This is a genomic window from Microbacterium sp. NPDC055683, assembly GCF_053617895.1.
The window spans coordinates 76310-93138 of sequence record NZ_JBSHGQ010000004.1; the positions used below are offsets into that span (position 1 = coordinate 76310).

General features: G+C 71.4%; 14 protein-coding genes. 13 read left to right on the forward strand and 1 reads right to left on the reverse strand.

The window, feature by feature from the left end:
- Positions 1–79: 79 nt before the first annotated feature.
- Positions 80–2305 carry a beta-glucosidase gene (locus tag ACWGPF_RS03050; protein WP_452331419.1) on the forward strand — a complete coding sequence of 742 codons (2226 nt, stop codon included), beginning with the start codon at positions 80–82 and terminating at the stop codon, positions 2303–2305.
- A 65-nt stretch (positions 2306–2370) separates the two neighbouring features.
- Here the strand turns inward: ACWGPF_RS03050 and ACWGPF_RS03055 are convergent, their stop codons facing one another.
- Positions 2371–3534, reverse strand: a complete 1164-nt coding sequence (locus ACWGPF_RS03055; RefSeq protein ID WP_452331420.1) for an ROK family protein — start codon at positions 3532–3534, stop codon at positions 2371–2373.
- Between the two features lie 149 nt (positions 3535–3683).
- Here ACWGPF_RS03055 and ACWGPF_RS03060 point away from each other — a divergent pair, with 149 nt between their 5' ends.
- The 12 genes from ACWGPF_RS03060 to ACWGPF_RS03115 all read left to right on the forward strand — a co-directional run bounded on the left by ACWGPF_RS03060 (position 3684) and on the right by ACWGPF_RS03115 (position 16823).
- Entirely contained in the window at positions 3684–4448 is a 765-nt protein-coding gene (locus tag ACWGPF_RS03060) for a sugar phosphate isomerase/epimerase family protein (protein ID WP_452331421.1), read from the forward strand.
- Between the two features lie 35 nt (positions 4449–4483).
- Positions 4484–5599 (forward strand): Gfo/Idh/MocA family protein, encoded by a 1116-nt coding sequence (locus ACWGPF_RS03065; RefSeq protein WP_452331422.1) that lies wholly within the window; start codon positions 4484–4486, stop codon positions 5597–5599.
- A complete protein-coding gene (locus tag ACWGPF_RS03070) occupies positions 5589–6671 on the forward strand; it encodes a Gfo/Idh/MocA family protein (protein ID WP_452331423.1) in 1083 nt (360 codons plus the stop codon). Before ACWGPF_RS03065 ends, ACWGPF_RS03070 begins: the two co-directional genes overlap by 11 nt.
- A gap of 17 nt (positions 6672–6688) precedes the next feature.
- Positions 6689–7702, forward strand: coding sequence for a sugar phosphate isomerase/epimerase family protein (locus ACWGPF_RS03075; RefSeq protein WP_452331424.1), 1014 nt, complete (start codon positions 6689–6691; stop codon positions 7700–7702).
- A 127-nt stretch (positions 7703–7829) separates the two neighbouring features.
- The gene (locus tag ACWGPF_RS03080) at positions 7830–9308 is read left to right on the forward strand and encodes a C-glycoside deglycosidase beta subunit domain-containing protein (protein WP_452331425.1); all 1479 of its coding nucleotides are present in this window, start codon (positions 7830–7832) and stop codon (positions 9306–9308) included.
- 232 nt (positions 9309–9540) lie between these two features.
- On the forward strand, positions 9541–10824 hold the full coding sequence (locus ACWGPF_RS03085) for an ABC transporter substrate-binding protein (RefSeq protein ID WP_452331426.1): 1284 nt from the start codon (positions 9541–9543) through the stop codon (positions 10822–10824).
- Positions 10825–10994: 170 nt separating this feature from the next.
- Positions 10995–12281: an ABC transporter substrate-binding protein gene (locus tag ACWGPF_RS03090; protein ID WP_452331427.1), complete on the forward strand. Its 1287-nt coding sequence runs from the start codon at positions 10995–10997 to the stop codon at positions 12279–12281.
- A 41-nt stretch (positions 12282–12322) separates the two neighbouring features.
- Positions 12323–13291 carry a carbohydrate ABC transporter permease gene (locus ACWGPF_RS03095; protein ID WP_452331428.1) on the forward strand — a complete coding sequence of 323 codons (969 nt, stop codon included), beginning with the start codon at positions 12323–12325 and terminating at the stop codon, positions 13289–13291.
- 1 nt (position 13292) lies between these two features.
- A complete protein-coding gene (locus ACWGPF_RS03100) occupies positions 13293–14129 on the forward strand; it encodes a carbohydrate ABC transporter permease (protein ID WP_452331429.1) in 837 nt (278 codons plus the stop codon).
- The gene (locus ACWGPF_RS03105; protein ID WP_452331430.1) at positions 14126–15646 is read left to right on the forward strand and encodes a family 43 glycosylhydrolase; all 1521 of its coding nucleotides are present in this window, start codon (positions 14126–14128) and stop codon (positions 15644–15646) included. The genes ACWGPF_RS03100 and ACWGPF_RS03105 overlap by 4 nt, the downstream gene beginning before the upstream one ends.
- On the forward strand, positions 15643–16014 hold the full coding sequence (locus ACWGPF_RS03110) for a nuclear transport factor 2 family protein (protein WP_452331431.1): 372 nt from the start codon (positions 15643–15645) through the stop codon (positions 16012–16014). Before ACWGPF_RS03105 ends, ACWGPF_RS03110 begins: the two co-directional genes overlap by 4 nt.
- Before the next feature lie 14 nt (positions 16015–16028).
- Positions 16029–16823, forward strand: a complete 795-nt coding sequence (locus tag ACWGPF_RS03115; protein ID WP_452331432.1) for a TIM barrel protein — start codon at positions 16029–16031, stop codon at positions 16821–16823.
- The last annotated feature ends 6 nt before the right edge of the window (positions 16824–16829 follow it).

The following is a 16829-nucleotide window of genomic DNA, read 5'->3' on the forward strand; positions in this document are numbered from 1 at the left end:
GGCAAGATACATTCAACACCACACTGAAGCGCGTAAGTGGATGGCCGACGAGGGCGTCCGCGCGAGAGAAAGGCCTCCCATGCACCCCGCCGTCTCGAAGCTCTCGCTCGACGAGAAGCTCTCCCTGCTCACCGGCGACAGCTTCTGGTCCACCGCTTCCGTCGCGCACGCCGGCGTCGAGGGCGCCGTCCTCACCGACGGTCCGCACGGCGTGCGGCTGCAGTCGGGCAGCGCCGACCACCTCGGCATCAACGACAGCCACCCCGCGACGGCGTTCCCGACGGCCGCAGCCACCGGCTCGACGTGGGACCCCGCCCTCCTCGAGGAGATGGGCGAGGCGCTCGGCCGCGAGAGCCGGGCGCTCGGCGTCGACGTGCTCCTCGGCCCCGGCGTCAACATCAAGCGCTCGCCCCTGTGCGGCCGCAACTTCGAGTACTTCTCCGAGGACCCGCTCCTCGCGGGCGCGCTCGGCGCCGGATGGGTGCGCGGCATCCAGTCGCAGGGCGTCGGCGCCTCGCTCAAGCACTTCGCCGCCAACAACCAGGAGACCGAGCGCATGCGCGTGAGCGCCGAGGTCGACGAGCGCACGCTGCGCGAGATCTACCTCCCCGCCTTCGAGCGCACCGTGACCGACGCCCAGCCCGCGACCGTGATGTGCTCCTACAACCGCATCAACGGGACGTACGCCTCCGAGCACCACTGGCTGCTCACCGAGGTCCTCCGCGACGAGTGGGGCTACCAGGGCTACGTCGTCTCCGACTGGGGCGCCGTGTCGAACCCGGCCGCCGCCGTGGCGGCCGGCCTCGACCTGACGATGCCCGCCGCGGGCCCCCGACACGCGGCGGACGTCCGCGCCGCGCTCGAGTCGGGCGCGCTCGACGAGTCGGTCGTCGACCTCGCGGTCTCGCGCATCCTCACGGTGCACGACCGCCTCCGCGACGCGCGCGGCGAGACCCAGCCGGTCGACGTCGACGCGCACCACGCGCTCGCGCGCCGAATCGCCGCGGAGAGTGCCGTGCTGCTCGTGAACGAGGGCGGCGTGCTGCCGCTGTCTCCCGCGGAGGGCGGGGCGATCGCCGTCGTGGGCGCCTTCGCCGAGACCCCGCGCTATCAGGGCGCCGGCTCCTCGCACATCCAGCCGACCCGCCTCGACACCGCGCTCGAGGCCATCCGCACGACCGCGTCCCGCGAGGTGCGCTTCGCGGCGGGCTTCCGCCTCGACGGCGTCGAGGACGAGGCGCTGCGCGCCGAGGCCGTCGCCCTCGCCGCCGGGGCCGAGACGGTCGTGCTCTTCCTCGGCCTGCCGGACGCCGAGGAGTCGGAGGGCTTCGACCGCACGCACATCGACCTGCCCGCCGTGCAGCGCGCGCTCGTCGACGCCGTGGTCGAGGTGAACGCGAACGTCGTCGTCGTGCTGTCGAACGGCGCCGTCGTGGCGCTCGACGGCATCGCGGGGCGCGTGCCGGCCATCCTCGAGACGTGGCTCGGCGGCCAGGCCTCCGGGTCGGCGACCGCCGACATCCTGTTCGGCGCCGCCGAGCCCGGCGGCCGCCTCGCGGAGACCGTGCCGCTGCGCCTCGCCGACAACCCCGCCCACGTGAACTTCCCCGGCACGCCGAAGAAGGTCGTCTACGGCGAGCGGATCTACGTCGGCTACCGCTGGTACGACCGCACCGAGCGCGAGGTCGCGTTCCCGTTCGGATTCGGCCTCGGCTACACGACGTTCGCGCTGTCGGACGTCGCGGTGTCGGTCGCCGACCCCGCCGTCGCGCACGCGGTCGTCGAGGTCACCGTGACGAACACCGGCGCGCGTGCGGGCGCCGAGGTCGTGCAGGTCTACGTCGGCGACGTGGAGGCGTCGGTCGACCGCCCCGTGCGCGAGCTCAAGGGCTTCGCGAAGGTGCGCCTCGCCGCCGGCGCGTCGGAGCGGGTGCGCATCGAGCTCGATGAGCGCGCCTTCGCGTTCTGGGGCGAGAACGGATGGACCGTCGAGCCCGGTGCGTTCACGGTCGAGGTCGGTACGTCGTCGCGCGACATCACGGCGTCCGCCGAGATCGAGCTCGCGGTGCCCGTGCCGGAGTCGACGCTCGACATCGAGTCGACGATCGGCGACTGGCAGCGGCATCCGAAGGGCGCCGGCGTCCTCGAGTCCGCCCTCGCGGGGAACGGCGGGGCGTCGGCGGCGATCTTCGCCGACCCCGAGATCAGCCGCATGATGGAGTCGATGCCGCTGCGCACCGTGCTCGGATTCGGCGGCGACGTCGACGGCACGGCTGCCGCGCAGCAGCTGCTCGCGCAGGTGTGACGAACGGGAGGCCCGCACCCGGCAGGGCGCGGGCCTCCCGTTCAGGGCGCGTGCGGGCCTCGCGTTCAGGCGCGCGAGAGCCGCCCGTCGATCGCGGAGGGCGACAGGGCGTACTGCAGCGTCATCGTCGCCGCTCCCCGCACACCCGACGTGACGCCGCCGCGCGAGGGCTCGATGCGCAGGTGCTGCGTCGCGAGAGGGATGGACCGGCGATAGACGACCTCGCGCGCTCCGGCGATGAGGTGGTCGGCGACGCGACCGAGGCTTCCGCCTATGACGATGAGCGACGGGTTCACGAGGTTCACGACGATCGACAGCGCCTCGCCGAGGATGCGGCCCGCCTCGCGCGTGAGCGCGACGGCCTCGGGATGGCCCGTCTGCACGAGCCGGACGACATCCGCGTTGGAGGCGGCGTCGACGCCGCGGGCCCGGAGCGCCGCGGCCACGGCGGTGCCGCTCGCGACCGCCTCGAGATCGCCGTCGGGGTCGGCGACGAGCGGCGAGTCGGGCAGGCGCACGTGGATGTGGCCGAGATCGCCGGCCGAGCCGAGTGCGCCGCGCTGGATGCGTCCGCCGGAGATGATGCCGGCTCCGATGCCTGTGGCGACCTTGACGTAGACGAGGTCGTCGACCTCGCCCCCGCGCAGCGCGTGCTCGCCGATGGCGAGGATGTTGACGTCGTTGTCGACGTGCACCTCGCCGTCGATCCGCGCGCGCACGGCGGCGGGGATGTCGAACCCGTCCCATCCGGGCATGATCGGCGGGTTCACCGGGCGCCCCGAAGAATGCTCGACGGGGCCGGGGATCCCCACGCCGATGCCGAACAGCTCGGTGCCGGCGTCGGCGAGCAGCTCGCTCGCGTGCCCGAGGGCGATGTCGAGGCACGCCGCGGGGCCGGCCGTGATGTCGAGCTCGCGCGACACCGTCGCGATGGGCGATCCGGAGAGATCGGCGAGCCCGATCGTCGCGTGGTGCGCGCCGAAGTCGATCGCGAGCACGACCCCCGCCTGCGGGTCGAAGCGCAGCACCTGGGCGGGGCGCCCGCCCGTCGACGTCGCCGCGCCCGCGGGGACGAGCAGCCCGGCGCCGACGAGCGCGTCGAGCCGGGTCGACGCGGCGGCGCGACCGAGACCGGTGTCGGCGACGACCTCGCCGCGCGTGCGCGCCGAGCCGTCGCGGAAGGGCTGGAACAGCCCGCCTGCGGTCAGCGGTCCTGGGGCTTCGGGCATCCGTCCTCCTCGTCGGGTGCCAGCGTAGAGGATTTCCGCCGCCGTTACCCAGACTTTTGCTTGTCCATCGACAGAAGTGCGGATAGCATCGCAGGGATGGCCGTGAGAGCGCGGTCATCAGGACCCGCAGACTCAGAGAAGAGAGAACCATGTCCGCCTCCCCCTCCATCGCGCTCCAGCTCTACACGATCCGGGAGGCGGTGACCGCGGACGCCGGGGCCGCCCTCGCGCGCGCCGCCGGGATCGGCTTCGAGCAGATCGAGCTCTTCAACATCGTCGAGTGGCGCGCCGAGCTCGAGAAGGGTCTCGCCGCCAACGGCCTCACCGCCCCGACCGCGCACGCCGTGCTCTCCAGCGGCGAGCCGGAGGCGTTCTTCGAGGCCGCGCAGGCCCTCGGCGTGACGACCCTCATCGACCCGTTCATCGCCCCCGAGCGCTGGGCCGACCGCGACGAGGTGCTGCGCATCGCCGACGAGCTCGCCGCGCACGCCGAGAAGGCGAAGGCGTACGGACTCTCGTTCGGCTACCACAACCACTTCTGGGAGGTCGAGAACGTCTTCGACGGCGAGACCGCCCTCGAGGTGCTGGCCGGCGCCCTGCCGGCCGAGGTCGGCCTCGAGGTCGACGCCTACTGGGCCGCCGTGGGCGGCGCGGACGTGCCGGCTCTGCTCGCGTCGCTCGGCTCGCGTGTCCGGCAGCTCCACATCAAGGACGCACCCCTCGTCGACGGCGCCCTCAGCAAGGACCGGGAAGACCAGCTCCCCGCGGGCCAGGGCGCGATCGAGTGGCAGCCGGTCCTCGCCGCCGCCCCCCACGCCGAGCTGCTCGTCGTCGAGTTCGACGAGTACCGCGGCGACATCTTCGACGGCATCGCCCAGGGGCTCGCGGGCACGCGCGCCCTCCTCGGCGCCTGACGTCCACCCGGAACCAGAGAGAAAGCGAGCGTCCCGTGAGCGGACAGCAGCCCGTCGGCGTCGGATTCATCGGCGCCGGCATGATCAGCGACACCTACCTCGAGCACCTCGGGCAGTTCCCCGACGTGACGGTCGTGGCGGTCGGCGACATCGACACGGCCCGTGCGGCGGCGCAGGCCGAGAAGCACGGCGTGCCGTTCTCCGGCACCCCCGACCAGGTCCTCGCGCACCCCGACGTCGAGCTGATCGTCAACCTCACGATCCCCGCCGTGCACGCCGAGGTGTCGCTCGCCGCGATCGACGCCGGCAAGCACGTGTGGAGCGAGAAGCCCATCGCCGTCGATTTCGCCTCCGGCCAGGAGCTCGTGCGCCGCGCGGCCGAGAAGGGCCTGCGCGTCGGCATCGCCCCCGACACCGTTCTCGGCCAGGGCGTGCAGAGCGCGCTGCGCGCCATCGCGCGCGGCGACATCGGCCAGCCCATCGGCGCATCGACGCAGATGATGAGCATCGGCCCCGACAAGTGGCACCCGAATCCCGACTTCTTCTTCGCGCCGGGCGCCGGCCCCGTCTTCGACATGGGGCCGTACTACCTCACGACGCTCGTCAACGTGTTCGGATCGGTTGCGAAGGCCTCCGCCTTCGGCCTGTCGAGCACGAAGACGCGCACCGTCGTCGCCGGCGACCGCGCAGGGCAGGAGTTCCCCGTGCTCGTGCCCACGCTCGTGAACGCGAACCTCGAGTTCGTGGAGGGCGGCACGAGCTCGAGCATCTTCAGCTGGGAGTCGTGGCTCACCCGGATGGGTGTCGTGGAGATCACGGGGACGGAGGGCACGCTCGTCATCCCCGACCCGAACATGTTCGAGGGCCCGCTGCGCATCCTCCGGGGCGGCGTGGGCGACCCGCGCGAGCAGGAGTGGGAGGACCTCCCCGTCGACGGCATCGTCGGAGGGCGCGGCCTCGGCGTCGTCGACCTCGTGCGCGGCATCCGCGAGAACCGCCCGCACCGTGCATCGGGCGACATCGGCCTGCACGTGCTGGAGACGATGATCGCGATCGACCGATCGATCGCGACGGGCGAGACGGTCGCCGTCGAGAGCCGCATCGAGCGGCCGGCGCCCATCCCCGCGGACTGGACGCCCTATGAGCTCTGACATCGGCGCCGGCTTCGTCGGCGGAGGATTCATGGCGCGCGTGCACAGCCGTGCCGCGCGCGCCGCCGGCGCCCGCCTCGTCGGCGTGAGCTCGTCGTCGGCCGAGCGCGCGTCGTCGGCCGCGGCCGACCTCGACATCGAGAACGCGTTCGCGGGCTACGACGCGCTGCTCGCCGAGCACGACGTCGACGTCGTCCACGTCGTCACGCCCAACGCGCAGCACGCCGAGCAGACCCTGTCGGCGCTCGCCGCAGGCAAGCACGTGGTGTGCGAGAAGCCCATCGCGACGACGTCGGCGGACGCGCGCCGCCTGGTCGACGCCCAGGCCGGCTCGGGTCTCGTCGGCGCCGTGCCGTTCGTCTACCGGTACCACCCCATGGTGCGCGAGGCGCGGGCGCGCGTCGCGGCGGGCGGCGAGGCCGTGCTGTCGGTCGACGCCGCCTACCTGCAGGACTGGCTGCTCGGCGAGGAGGACGGCAACTGGCGCGCGGGCGCCGCGGGCGGCGCCTCGCGGGCCTTCGCCGACATCGGCTCGCACCTGTTCGACCTCGTCGAGTTCGTCACGGGCGAGCGGGTCGTGAAGCTGAGCGCCCTCACGCGCACCGTGTTCGCCGAGCGCGCCGGCCATCCCGTCGCGAACGAGGACATCGCCGCCGTGCTGTTCCAGCTCTCCGGCGGGGCGCCCGGCACGGCGCTCGTGAGCCAGATGGCGGCGGGCCGCAAGAACGGGCTCACGCTCGAGGTGCACACGGGCGACGCCGCATACCGCTTCGAGCAGGAGCGGCCGGAGGACCTCTGGATCGGGCGCCGCGACGGCGTGCTGCTGCTGCCGCGCGAGGAGGGCATCCTCTCGCCCGACGCCGCGCGCCTGTGCCGTGTGCCGTCCGGCCATCCGATGGGGTACCAGGACGCCTTCAACGCGTTCGTCGCCGATGCCTACGCGGCGACGGCGGGCGCGGAGCCCGAGGGGCTCGCCACGTTCCGCGACGGTCTCCGCGCGGCGCAGCTGACCGAGGCGGTCGTCGAGTCCGCGCGCACGGGCGCGTGGGTCGAGACGCCATTCGACGAATGAACCGACCAGGAGGAACCATGAGCGAGGCACGGCATCCCGTCACCCTCTTCACCGGCCAGTGGGCCGACATGCCGTTCGAGGAGCTCGCCCAGCGCGCGGCGGAGTGGGGCTACGACGGCCTCGAGATCGCCGCGTCGGGCGACCACCTCGACCTGCGGCGTGCCGACGAGGACGACGCCTACGTGCAGTCGCGGCTCGACATCCTCGACAAGTACGGCCTCAAGGTCTGGGCGATCTCGAACCATCTCGCCGGCCAGGCCGTGTGCGACGACCCCATCGACTTCCGGCACCAGGCCATCCTGCGCGACTACGTGTGGGGCGACGGCGACGGCGAGGGCGTCCGCCAGCGAGCGGCCGAGGACATGAAGCGCGCGGCGCGCGTCGCGCGCAAGCTCGGCGTCGACACCGTCGTCGGGTTCACGGGCTCGAAGATCTGGCCGTACGTGGCGATGTTCCCGCCCGTGCCGGCCGACGTCATCGACGCCGGCTACGAGGACTTCGCGAACCGCTGGAACCCCATCCTCGACGTGTTCGACGCCGAGGGCGTGCGGTTCGCGCACGAGGTCCACCCGTCGGAGATCGCCTACGACTACTGGACGAGCGTGCGCACCCTCGAGGCGATCGACCGCCGCGCGGCGTTCGGGTTCAACTGGGACCCCTCCCACATGGCGTGGCAGGGCGTCGACACGGTGTCGTTCATCGGCGACTTCGCCGACCGCATCTACCACGTCGACTGCAAGGACACCCGCATCCGCGCCGCCTCGGGGCGCCAGGGCGTCCTCGGATCCCACCTCCCCTGGGGCGACCCGCGCCGCGGCTGGGACTTCGTCTCCACCGGGCACGGCGACATCCCGTGGGAGGACGCCTTCCGCGCCCTCGCCGCGATCGGCTACGACGGCCCCATCTCGATCGAATGGGAGGATGCCGGCATGGACCGCCTCCACGGCGCCGCGGAGGCGGTGGCCTACATCCGCTCGCTGCTGTGGAAGCTCCCTGCGGCGTCGTTCGACGCCGCCTTCAGCAACCAGTAGGCGCTGCACGCACAGAACGCCGTCCCGGAAGTCCGGGGCGGCGTTCTGCGCGTCGTCGAGCTCTTATGTTGAAAAGCAGCAGAAGTAGGTCTAGTCTCGACACAAATCCCCTGACGAAGGAGTCACCATGCCGAACGGCCTGCTCGATGCATCGAGCCTGCGCGTCCATCCCGATGGCGCGGCGCTGCAGCTCACGATCCCGTGGTATCGCAGCCTGTGGCTCTCGTCGGTGACATCGCTCGCCGTCCGGATCGACGACGAGCCCGTCGCGGAGGCGGACCTCGCGTTCGAGCTCGACGGCGTGCGATACGCCCTCGGCGCCCTCCCCGCGCAGAGCGACGTGCTCTGGTACCTGCAGAGCCATCCGGTGCTCGTCATTCGGCGCGACGAGCCCATCGCCCTCGGCGACACGCTCGACGTCGTGATCCACGGCGAGCTGCGGCTGCCGTACATGCAGATCGCGCCCGGGGCCGACGGCGGGCCCGGCGTCTACGTCCCGAACGTCGTGCACCAGGAGCTCCGCCTCACGGCGACCGACCATGACGCGGCCCCCGTCGGTCTCGAGACGGCCGTGCCGCCCGCCCCCGTCGACGACGAGCGCGATCCGTTCCGGCTCGGGCTCACGCTCTACTCCGCGAGCGCCGAGTTCCGCGCCGGGTGGTACGACTTCGACGGCCTGCTCGACCGCGTCGCGGAGCTGGGCATCGGCCCCGGCATCGAGATCGTCGCCTCGCAGATGGTGCCGACGTACCCGCGCGTCTCCGACGAGTTCGAGCGCACGTGGCGGGCCGCCTTCGACCGGCACGGCTTCGCGGCGAGCTCGTTCGGCGCCAACCTCGACATGGGCCGCCGGCGCGACCGCGACATGACGCCCGACGAGGAGTTCGAGGTCAGCGAGCTGCTCTTCGAGGGGGCGAAGCGGCTCGGGTTCCCGCTCGTGCGCATCCAGTCGGCCAAGCCGGACCTGCTGCGACGGCTGCTGCCCGTCGCGGAACGGCTCGACCTGCAGCTCGCCTACGAGATCCACGCGCCGTCGGGCCCGAACGCCCCCGAGGTGATGCGCATCCGCGAGCTCTACGCCGAGCTCGACTCCCCGCTGCTCGGCTTCGTCGCCGATTTCTCGGCGACCATGCACGCGATGTCGCCGACGCTGCTGAGGGCCGTGCGCCGGGCGGGTCTCGACGACGAGGCCATCCGCCATCTGCAGCAGATCTGGGCGACGGACGAGCCCATGCGCGCGCGGCAGGAGCAGTTCATCGCGTACCTGCGAGGGAGGGGCTTCGACCCGGGCCGGCTCGGGGCCTTCGCGCACCTCGCCTTCAACATGCACGGCCACGTCGACCCGCGCGAGTGGGCCGACATCATGCCGCAGATCCTGCACGTGCACGCCAAGTTCTACGACATCGACGACACGGGTCAGGAGCCCGCGATCGACTACCCCGAGCTCGTGCGCGTCTTCGTCGAGGGCGGATATCGCGGCTACTGGTCGAGCGAGTGGGAGGGCCACGCCTTCGCCGAGCTCGGCGAGGTCGACCCGCTCGCGCTCGTGCGCCGGCAGCACGACCTCATCCGCGCGAGCATGCGCCGGGCGGTGCAGCCGGCCTGAACCGCCCTCGAGACCAGCCCCGTCGTCGAAACCAGTGCTCCCGGCATGGGTTTCGACGACGGGGGCGAGCTTCGTGCGGATGGTGCGGGTGCCGCGCGCTTCCATGGAGCTGATGCGCGGCATCCGAAACCCTTATGTGTCTTTCCGGCAGAACGAGGGCATGCTTCTCCTCAGGAGCAGCAAGGCTCCCGTACCCGCGCACTTCCGACGATGACGTCAGAAAGGCAACTCCATGACACAGCGCACCCTGCGGCCCCTCGCCGCCCTCGCCATCCCCGCCGTGGGCCTCCTGGCCCTCTCCGCCTGCACGAGCAGCACCGAGACGGAAGGGGAGGGAACGAACGAGCAGGTCGAGTTCAGCTTCACCTTCGCGACGTCGAACAGCCTCGAGAGCCCCTACCAGACGCTCGCCGAGGAGTACATGGCGGCGCACGAGGGCGTCACCATCACGGCGAACGCGGTTCCCAACGACTCGTACGGCGAGACCGTGCGCACGCAGCTGCAGGCGGGCAACGCCTCCGACGTCATCCAGACGACGCCGGGATCCGGTGATCCCCGCAGCATCATCCCCCTCGCCGAAGCCGGCTTCCTCGAGCCGCTCGGAGACACCGCGGCGTCGCTCGTGCCCGAGGGGGCCGATGCGCTGTTCGCGATCGACGGCGAGGTCTACGGCCAGGCGCTGGACTTCACCCTGTCGTCGCTCGTGCTCAACGTGACCGCCGCGGAAGGCGTGGGCATCGACGAGTTCCCGACGACGACGGACGATCTCCTCGCCGCCTGCGCCACGGCCGCAGACGCCGGTGCATCCCTCGTGGTGCTCGCCGGTGCGGCCGCACCCAACACGGGAATGGCGGCCCAGGCCATCTCGGCGACGCGCGTGTACGCGGAAGACCCGGAGTGGAACGCCAAGCGCGCGGCGGGCGAGGTGACGTTCTCGGACAGCCAGGGCTGGCACGACACGCTGCAGACGATCGTCGACATGAGCGAGGCCGGCTGCTTCCAGGCCGGTGCGGAGGGGGCCGGCTTCGACGCCATCACCAACGGGCTCGGCCAGGGGGCGTCGCTCGGCGGCTTCATCCCCTCGGGAGCGGCGGTCGAGATCGGCGCGGCGGCGCCCGACGTCGAGTGGGCCATCGAGCCGTTCCCGGCGGCGGACGGCGGCGAGCCGTACCTCATCGCGAGCTCGAACTACACGCTCTCGATCAACGCGGCATCCGAGAACAAGGAGGCGGCGGCCGACTTCCTCGAGTGGCTCGCGCAGCCCGCGCAGTCCGAGCGCTACTCCGAGCTCTCGGGCGAGCTGCCGGTCGCGGGCATCGAGGGTCTCGACCTCGAGGGGACGATGTACGAGCCGGTGGCGGAGCTGCTGCAGTCGGGCGCGTACGCGGGGCTCCCCAACGCCTTCTGGAAGGGCGAGGTCTACGAGAAGCTCGGGGTGGGCGTGCAGGGCCTGCTGACGGGTCAGAAGTCGATCGACGACGTGCTCGCCGACATGGACGCCGCCTGGGGCGAGTGACGCTCCCCGGTCGAGGGGCGAGGGCGGCTCCCGGGCTGCCCTCGCCCCTTATGTCGGTTATCGAAATTACTTATGTGTGTTTTCTACCTAGGTCGGCCATACTGGGTTCAGCCCCGCACCTGGGCGAGGCTCCTGCACCGCGTGACGACGACGTCAGAAGGGCACAGATCATGACACAGCACCGCCGCCTCATCCGGACGGGCGCCTTCACAGGAGCTCTCGCCATCGGTGCGATCGTCCTCGCCGGCTGCTCTGGCACGACCGACGACTCCGATGGGTCGACGAGCTTCTCGCTCGGCTTCCCCGTCTCGAACGAGGAGGAGACCGCGTACGAGATCCTCGCCACCCAGTACATGGACGAGCACCCCGACGTCGAGATCACGATCAACCGGATGCCGGGCGAGAGCTACAACACGAACATCCGCACGCAGCTGCAGGGCGGCAACGCTCCCGACGTGTTCCTCTCCGCGCCGGGGAACGGCCAGGCGATCAGCATCCTCCCGCTGGGCGAGGCCGGGCTGGTCGAGCCCCTCGGGGACACGGCCGCCGGCCTCATCCCCGAGGGCTCCGAGCATCAGTTCGAGGTGGACGGCACCGTCTACGGCCAGCCCCTCAACATCGCCGCGGCAGGCGTCGTGTTCAACCAGACCGCCGCCGAGGCCGCGGGCATCACGGAGTACCCCTCGGATTGGGAGGGCGTGCTCGACGCCTGCGAGACGGTCGCCGCGACGGGTGGATCGTTCTTCGTGGTCGCGGGCGCGGTCGGCGCGAACGCGGGGATGATGGCGCAGGCCATCTCCGCCACGCGCGTGTATGCCGACACGCCCGACTGGAACACCCAGCGCGCGGACGGCGACGTCACCTTCGCCGACTCCGAGGGATGGGCCGACACCCTGCAGGCCGTCGTCGACATGAACGATGCCGGGTGCTTCCAGGGCGGCGTCGAGGGCGCCGGGTTCGACGCCATCACGAACGGTCTCGTGCAGGGCACCTCGACGGCGATGTTCGGCCCCAGCGGGACGACACGCGACCTCACGCAGGCCGCGGACGGCGCCGCCACCTTCCTCGCCGAGACCTTCCCACCGGTCGACGCGGCCGACGGCGTGTTCGGCTTCGCGAGCTCGACCTACTCCTACTCGATCGCGGCCTCGTCGCAGAACAAGGAGGCCGCGCACGCCTTCCTCGACTGGATGGCCGAGCCCGAGCAGGCCGAGAGGATCGCCGAGGAGTCCGGCACCCTTCCGATCACGGGCTACGCCGACATGGACTTCACCGGCACGGCGTTCGAGCCGCTCGCCGACATGCTCGCGAACGGCGACTTCGTGCCGCTGCCGAACTCGGACTGGGCGAACTCGGCCGTGTACGACGCGCTCGGCACGGGCGTGCAGGGGCTGTTCACGGGGCAGAAGACGGTCGACCAGGTGCTGGCCGACCTCGACAGCGCCTGGGGCGAGTGACCGCACGGCGAGACCGAGGCACAGGAGACGAGATGACTGCGATGATGCAGCCGCAGACTCGAGGCGAATCGGCCACGGAGGCCGTCGTCGTCCCCCGACGCGGCGGACGGAGGAACGGCTTCCGAGCCCAGGCACGACCGCGCCGCACGGGCCTGCTGACCTTCGGGCACTGGTGGTGGGCGCTGCCGGGGATCGTCCTCGTGCTCGGCATCCACTACGCCGCGACGATCGCGGGAGGATTCTTCGCCTTCACGGACTGGACGGGCATCGGCGCGTTCGAGTTCATCGGCATCGACAACTTCACCCGCATCTTCGCCGACCCGTCGAAGATGCTCGCGCTGGGGAACACCCTCTTCCTGGCGTTCGGGTCGGTCATCCTCACCAACGTCATCGGCCTCGGTCTCGCCGTCGCCCTCAACCGGCTCCTCAAGACGCGCTACATCCTCCGCACGCTCTTCTTCATGCCGGTCGTGCTCAGCCCGCTCGCCGTGGCCTACGTGTGGAAGTTCATCTTCGACTACAACGGGCCCCTTAACGCCGCGCTCACGGCGATCGGGCTCGGCGACCTCGCCCGCGCATGGGTGGGCGACCCGACGTTCGCGATCTGGACCATCCTCATCGTCATCGTCTGGCAGCAGACGGGCTTCTCGATGGTCATCTACGCGGCGGGCCTCGCCGGCGTGCCCGTCGAGATCGAGGAGGCGGCGACGATCGACGGCACGACGCTCTGGCAGCGGTTCTGGCACGTCACGCTCCCGGCCATCCGCCCCGCCGTCGCGATCGCCACGACCCTCGGCCTCGTGAACGGCCTGCGGATCTTCGACCAGATCATGGCGCTCACGGGCGGCGGCCCCGCCGGCGCCACCGAGACCCTCGCGACCGAGGTCTACAAGCAGGCGTTCTCGCTCGGCCAGTTCGGCTACGGCGCCGCGCTCGCCCTCGTGCTCACGGCCATCATCCTCGTCTTCGCGATCATCCAGCAGCGCGTGACGCAGGAGAAGGAGGACTGACATGTTCCGCTATACCAAGCTCACCGCCGTGCGCGAGGTGCTCATCTGGGTGCTCGCCCTCGTCTTCCTGCTGCCGTTCTTCTTCCTCGTGTCGACCGCGCTCAAGACCGACGAGGAGGTCTTCCAGTCCTCCCCGCTGGCGCTGCCGGCCGCTCCCCAGTTCGGCAACTTCGCCGACCTGTTCACCGCGCAGGGGCAGAGCAACATCGTGCTCGGCCTCGTGAACTCGGTGATCCTCACGCTCGGCGCCATCCTGGGTCTCGTCCTCCTCGGCTCGCTCACGGGCTACGTCATCATGCGCTCGACGCAGCGGTGGACGAAGGGCGCCTACTACCTCTTCCTCATCGCGATCATCCTGCCCGCCCAGCTCGGCACGGTGCCGCTCTACATCGGAGCGCGCGCGATCGGCCTGACGGGGACGCTCTGGGGCATGATCATCCTCTACACGGGCATGATGCTGCCGCTCGCGATCTTCCTCTACGCCGGGTTCTTCCGCGGTCTCGGCACGGAGTACGAGGAGGCAGCGGCGATCGACGGCGCGACGAAGACGCAGATCTTCTTCCGCATCGTGCTGCCGCTGATGGCGCCCGCGACAGGCACCGTCGCCATCCTCACGGGGCTCATCGTGTGGAACGACTTCATGACGGCGCTCATCTTCCTGGGCGGCTCCGACGCGCAGACGCTGCCCGTCGCGATGTACTACTTCATCGGGTCGCTCGTCTCGCAGTGGAACAAGATCTTCGCGATCGTGCTCGTCTCGATGATCCCGATCCTCACCTTCTACCTCGTCGCGCAGAAGAAGTTCATCCAGGGCTTCGCGGGCGGTCTGAAGGGATGACCGCGCTCTCCCCGCGGACGCCCGCCGACCTCGGCGACGGGACGTTCGCGAACCCCGTCCTGCCCGGAGACCGTCCTGACCCCTCCGTGCTGCGTGTGGGCGACGAGTACTTCCTCACCTTCTCGTCGTTCGACGCGGCGCCGGGGCTGCAGATCTGGCGCTCGCCCGACCTCGTGAACTGGACCTTCGCGGCGAACGCGCTCGAGCATCCGCTCAGCACGGTGTTCGCCCCCGAGCTGGTCGCGCACGACGGGCGGTACTTCCTCTACATCCCGTTCGTCCCGAGCGCCTGGGGCGACGAGCGCATCGACAGCCCGCAGATCTGGGTCGCGACGGCCGACCATCCCGCGGGGCCATGGAGCGAGCCCGTCTTCACGGGGATCTCCGGAGCCATCGACCCGGGGCACGTCGTGGGGGAGGGCGGCGAGCGCTACCTGTTCGTCAACGGCATCCGCCGCTGCCGGCTCTCGGCGGACGGACTGACCGCCGTGACGCCGCTCGAGCAGGCCTACGACGGCTGGCGCCACCCCGACGACTGGGTGACAGAGGCGTACGCGCTCGAGGGCCCCACCTTCTTCCGCCGGAACGGGTGGATCTACCTCGTCAGCGCCATCGGCGGCACGAGCGGCCCGGCGACAGGTCACATGGTCATCGTCGCGCGGTCGCGCTCGGTGAACGGCCCGTGGGAGAACGCACCCGGCAACCCCGTCGCGCGCACCTGGTCCGCCGAAGAGGCGTGGTGGTCGCGCGGCCACGCGACCCTGCTCGAGGGACACGACGGACGGTGGTGGATGGTCTCGCACGGGTACGCGAACCGGTACCGCACCCTGGGGCGGCAGACCCTGCTGGAGCCGATCGAGTGGACGGCGGACGGATGGCCCGTCGCGCCGGCGCGCGACCTGGGCGCCCCGCTCGTGAAACCGGCGGGCGAGGGCCATCCGACCGCGGTGCCGGCGCCGTCCGACGACTTCGACGCCCCGGCGTGGGGCGAGCGCTGGGTCTTCGACGACCCCGCGCGCGACGAGCGCGACCGCGCGCGCTTCGACGGCGGCGCGCTCGTTCTGGCCGGCAAGGGCGACGGTCCCGCCGACGCGTCGCCGCTCACGACCTGGTCGATGGACAGCGCCTACGAGGTCGAGGTCGAGCTCGAGGTGTCGGGCGGGGCGCAGGGCGGCCTGCTGCTGTGGTTCAACCGCCGGCTCTTCTTCGGGCTCGGCTGGGATGGCGAGGCGCTCGCCGGGTACGCGGGCGGCATCCGCACGCACCACCGCGAGCCCGCCGAGCCGGGTGACGTCATCCAGCTGCGGCTGCGGAACGACGCCCACATCGTCACCGGCTGGTTCCGCCGGCCGGGCGAGGAATGGACCCGCTACGGCGTGCGGTACGACACCGAGGGCGCGCACTCCGCCACCGTCATGGACCTCAAGAGCCTCCGACCCGCGCTGTTCTCCGCCGGGAGCGGCGAGGTCGCCTTCCGGTCGTTCCGATACGGCGTCGTGGGGGAGGAGACGCGATGACCGGCAACCGCCCTGCGTTCGCCCGATTCTGCGAGCTGTTCTACACGCGCAAGCGGGTCGCCGAGGCCTTCGCCTTCCTCGTGTCGGACGACTACCGGCAGCACAACCCGGCGATCGCCGACGGACCGGCGGCGGCGGTCGCCGCGCTCACCCCGAAGTTCGACGGCTCGCCCGAGGCCCGCTTCGAGATCCAGCGGATCATCGTCGACGGCGACCTCGCGATGGTGCATGTGAAGGCCTCCCGACCCGGCGCTCCGGACGCCGCCGTCGCGGACATCTACCGATTCGAGGACGGCCGGATCGTCGAGCACTGGGACGTGCTGCAGCCCGTTCCCGTGCATGCCGTCCACGACCATCCGATGTTCTGACGAGAGGAGCGCCGATGTACCGGCTCTCACCCAATATCGAGCTGCTGTTCACCGAGGCGGGAGACTACGCCGCGCGCGTGCGCGCCGCCGCAGCGGCCGGCTTCGACGCCGTGGAGATGTGGGGCCCGACGGGCGTCGACGCCCCGGCCCGGCCCAAGGACCTCCCCGCGCTCAAGGCCGCGCTCGAGGAGACGGGCACGCAGCTGACGGCGCAGCTCGCCGAGCCGCGCACGCAGTTCATGATCCCGCCGTGGGACCACTCGGAGTTCTTCCGCAAGCTCGACGAGGGCGTCGGCATCGCGAACGAGCTCGGCTGCCCGCGCATCGTCGTCGGCAGCGGTACGGGCTTCGGCGGCTGGAAGCGGCAGGTCCAGCTCGACAAGCTCGTCGAGATCTACCGGAAGGCCGTCGCGCAGATCGACGGCTCGGGCGTGGGGCTCGTGCTCGAGCCCGTCAACGTGCGCGTCGACCATCCCGGCTCGCTGCTCGACCGCACGGCCGAGGCGGTGCACGTCGCGCGCGGCGTCGACTCGCCGGCGTTCGGCGTGCTGTACGACATCTACCACTCGGCCGTCGAGGGCGAGGACATGGCGGCGGAGCTCGCGAACGCGGGCGACCTCGTGCACTACGTGCAGCTCGCCGACGCCCCCGGCCGCGGCGAGCCGGGAACGGGAGAGCTCGACTGGCCCGAGCGCCTCGGCATCCTCCGAGCCGCGGGCTACGCCGGCCCGATCGGCCTCGAGTACTACCCGACGACGGAGTCCTCCGCGTCCGTCCGCCGCATCGTCGACTGGGCGGCCGGCGCATGAGCATCT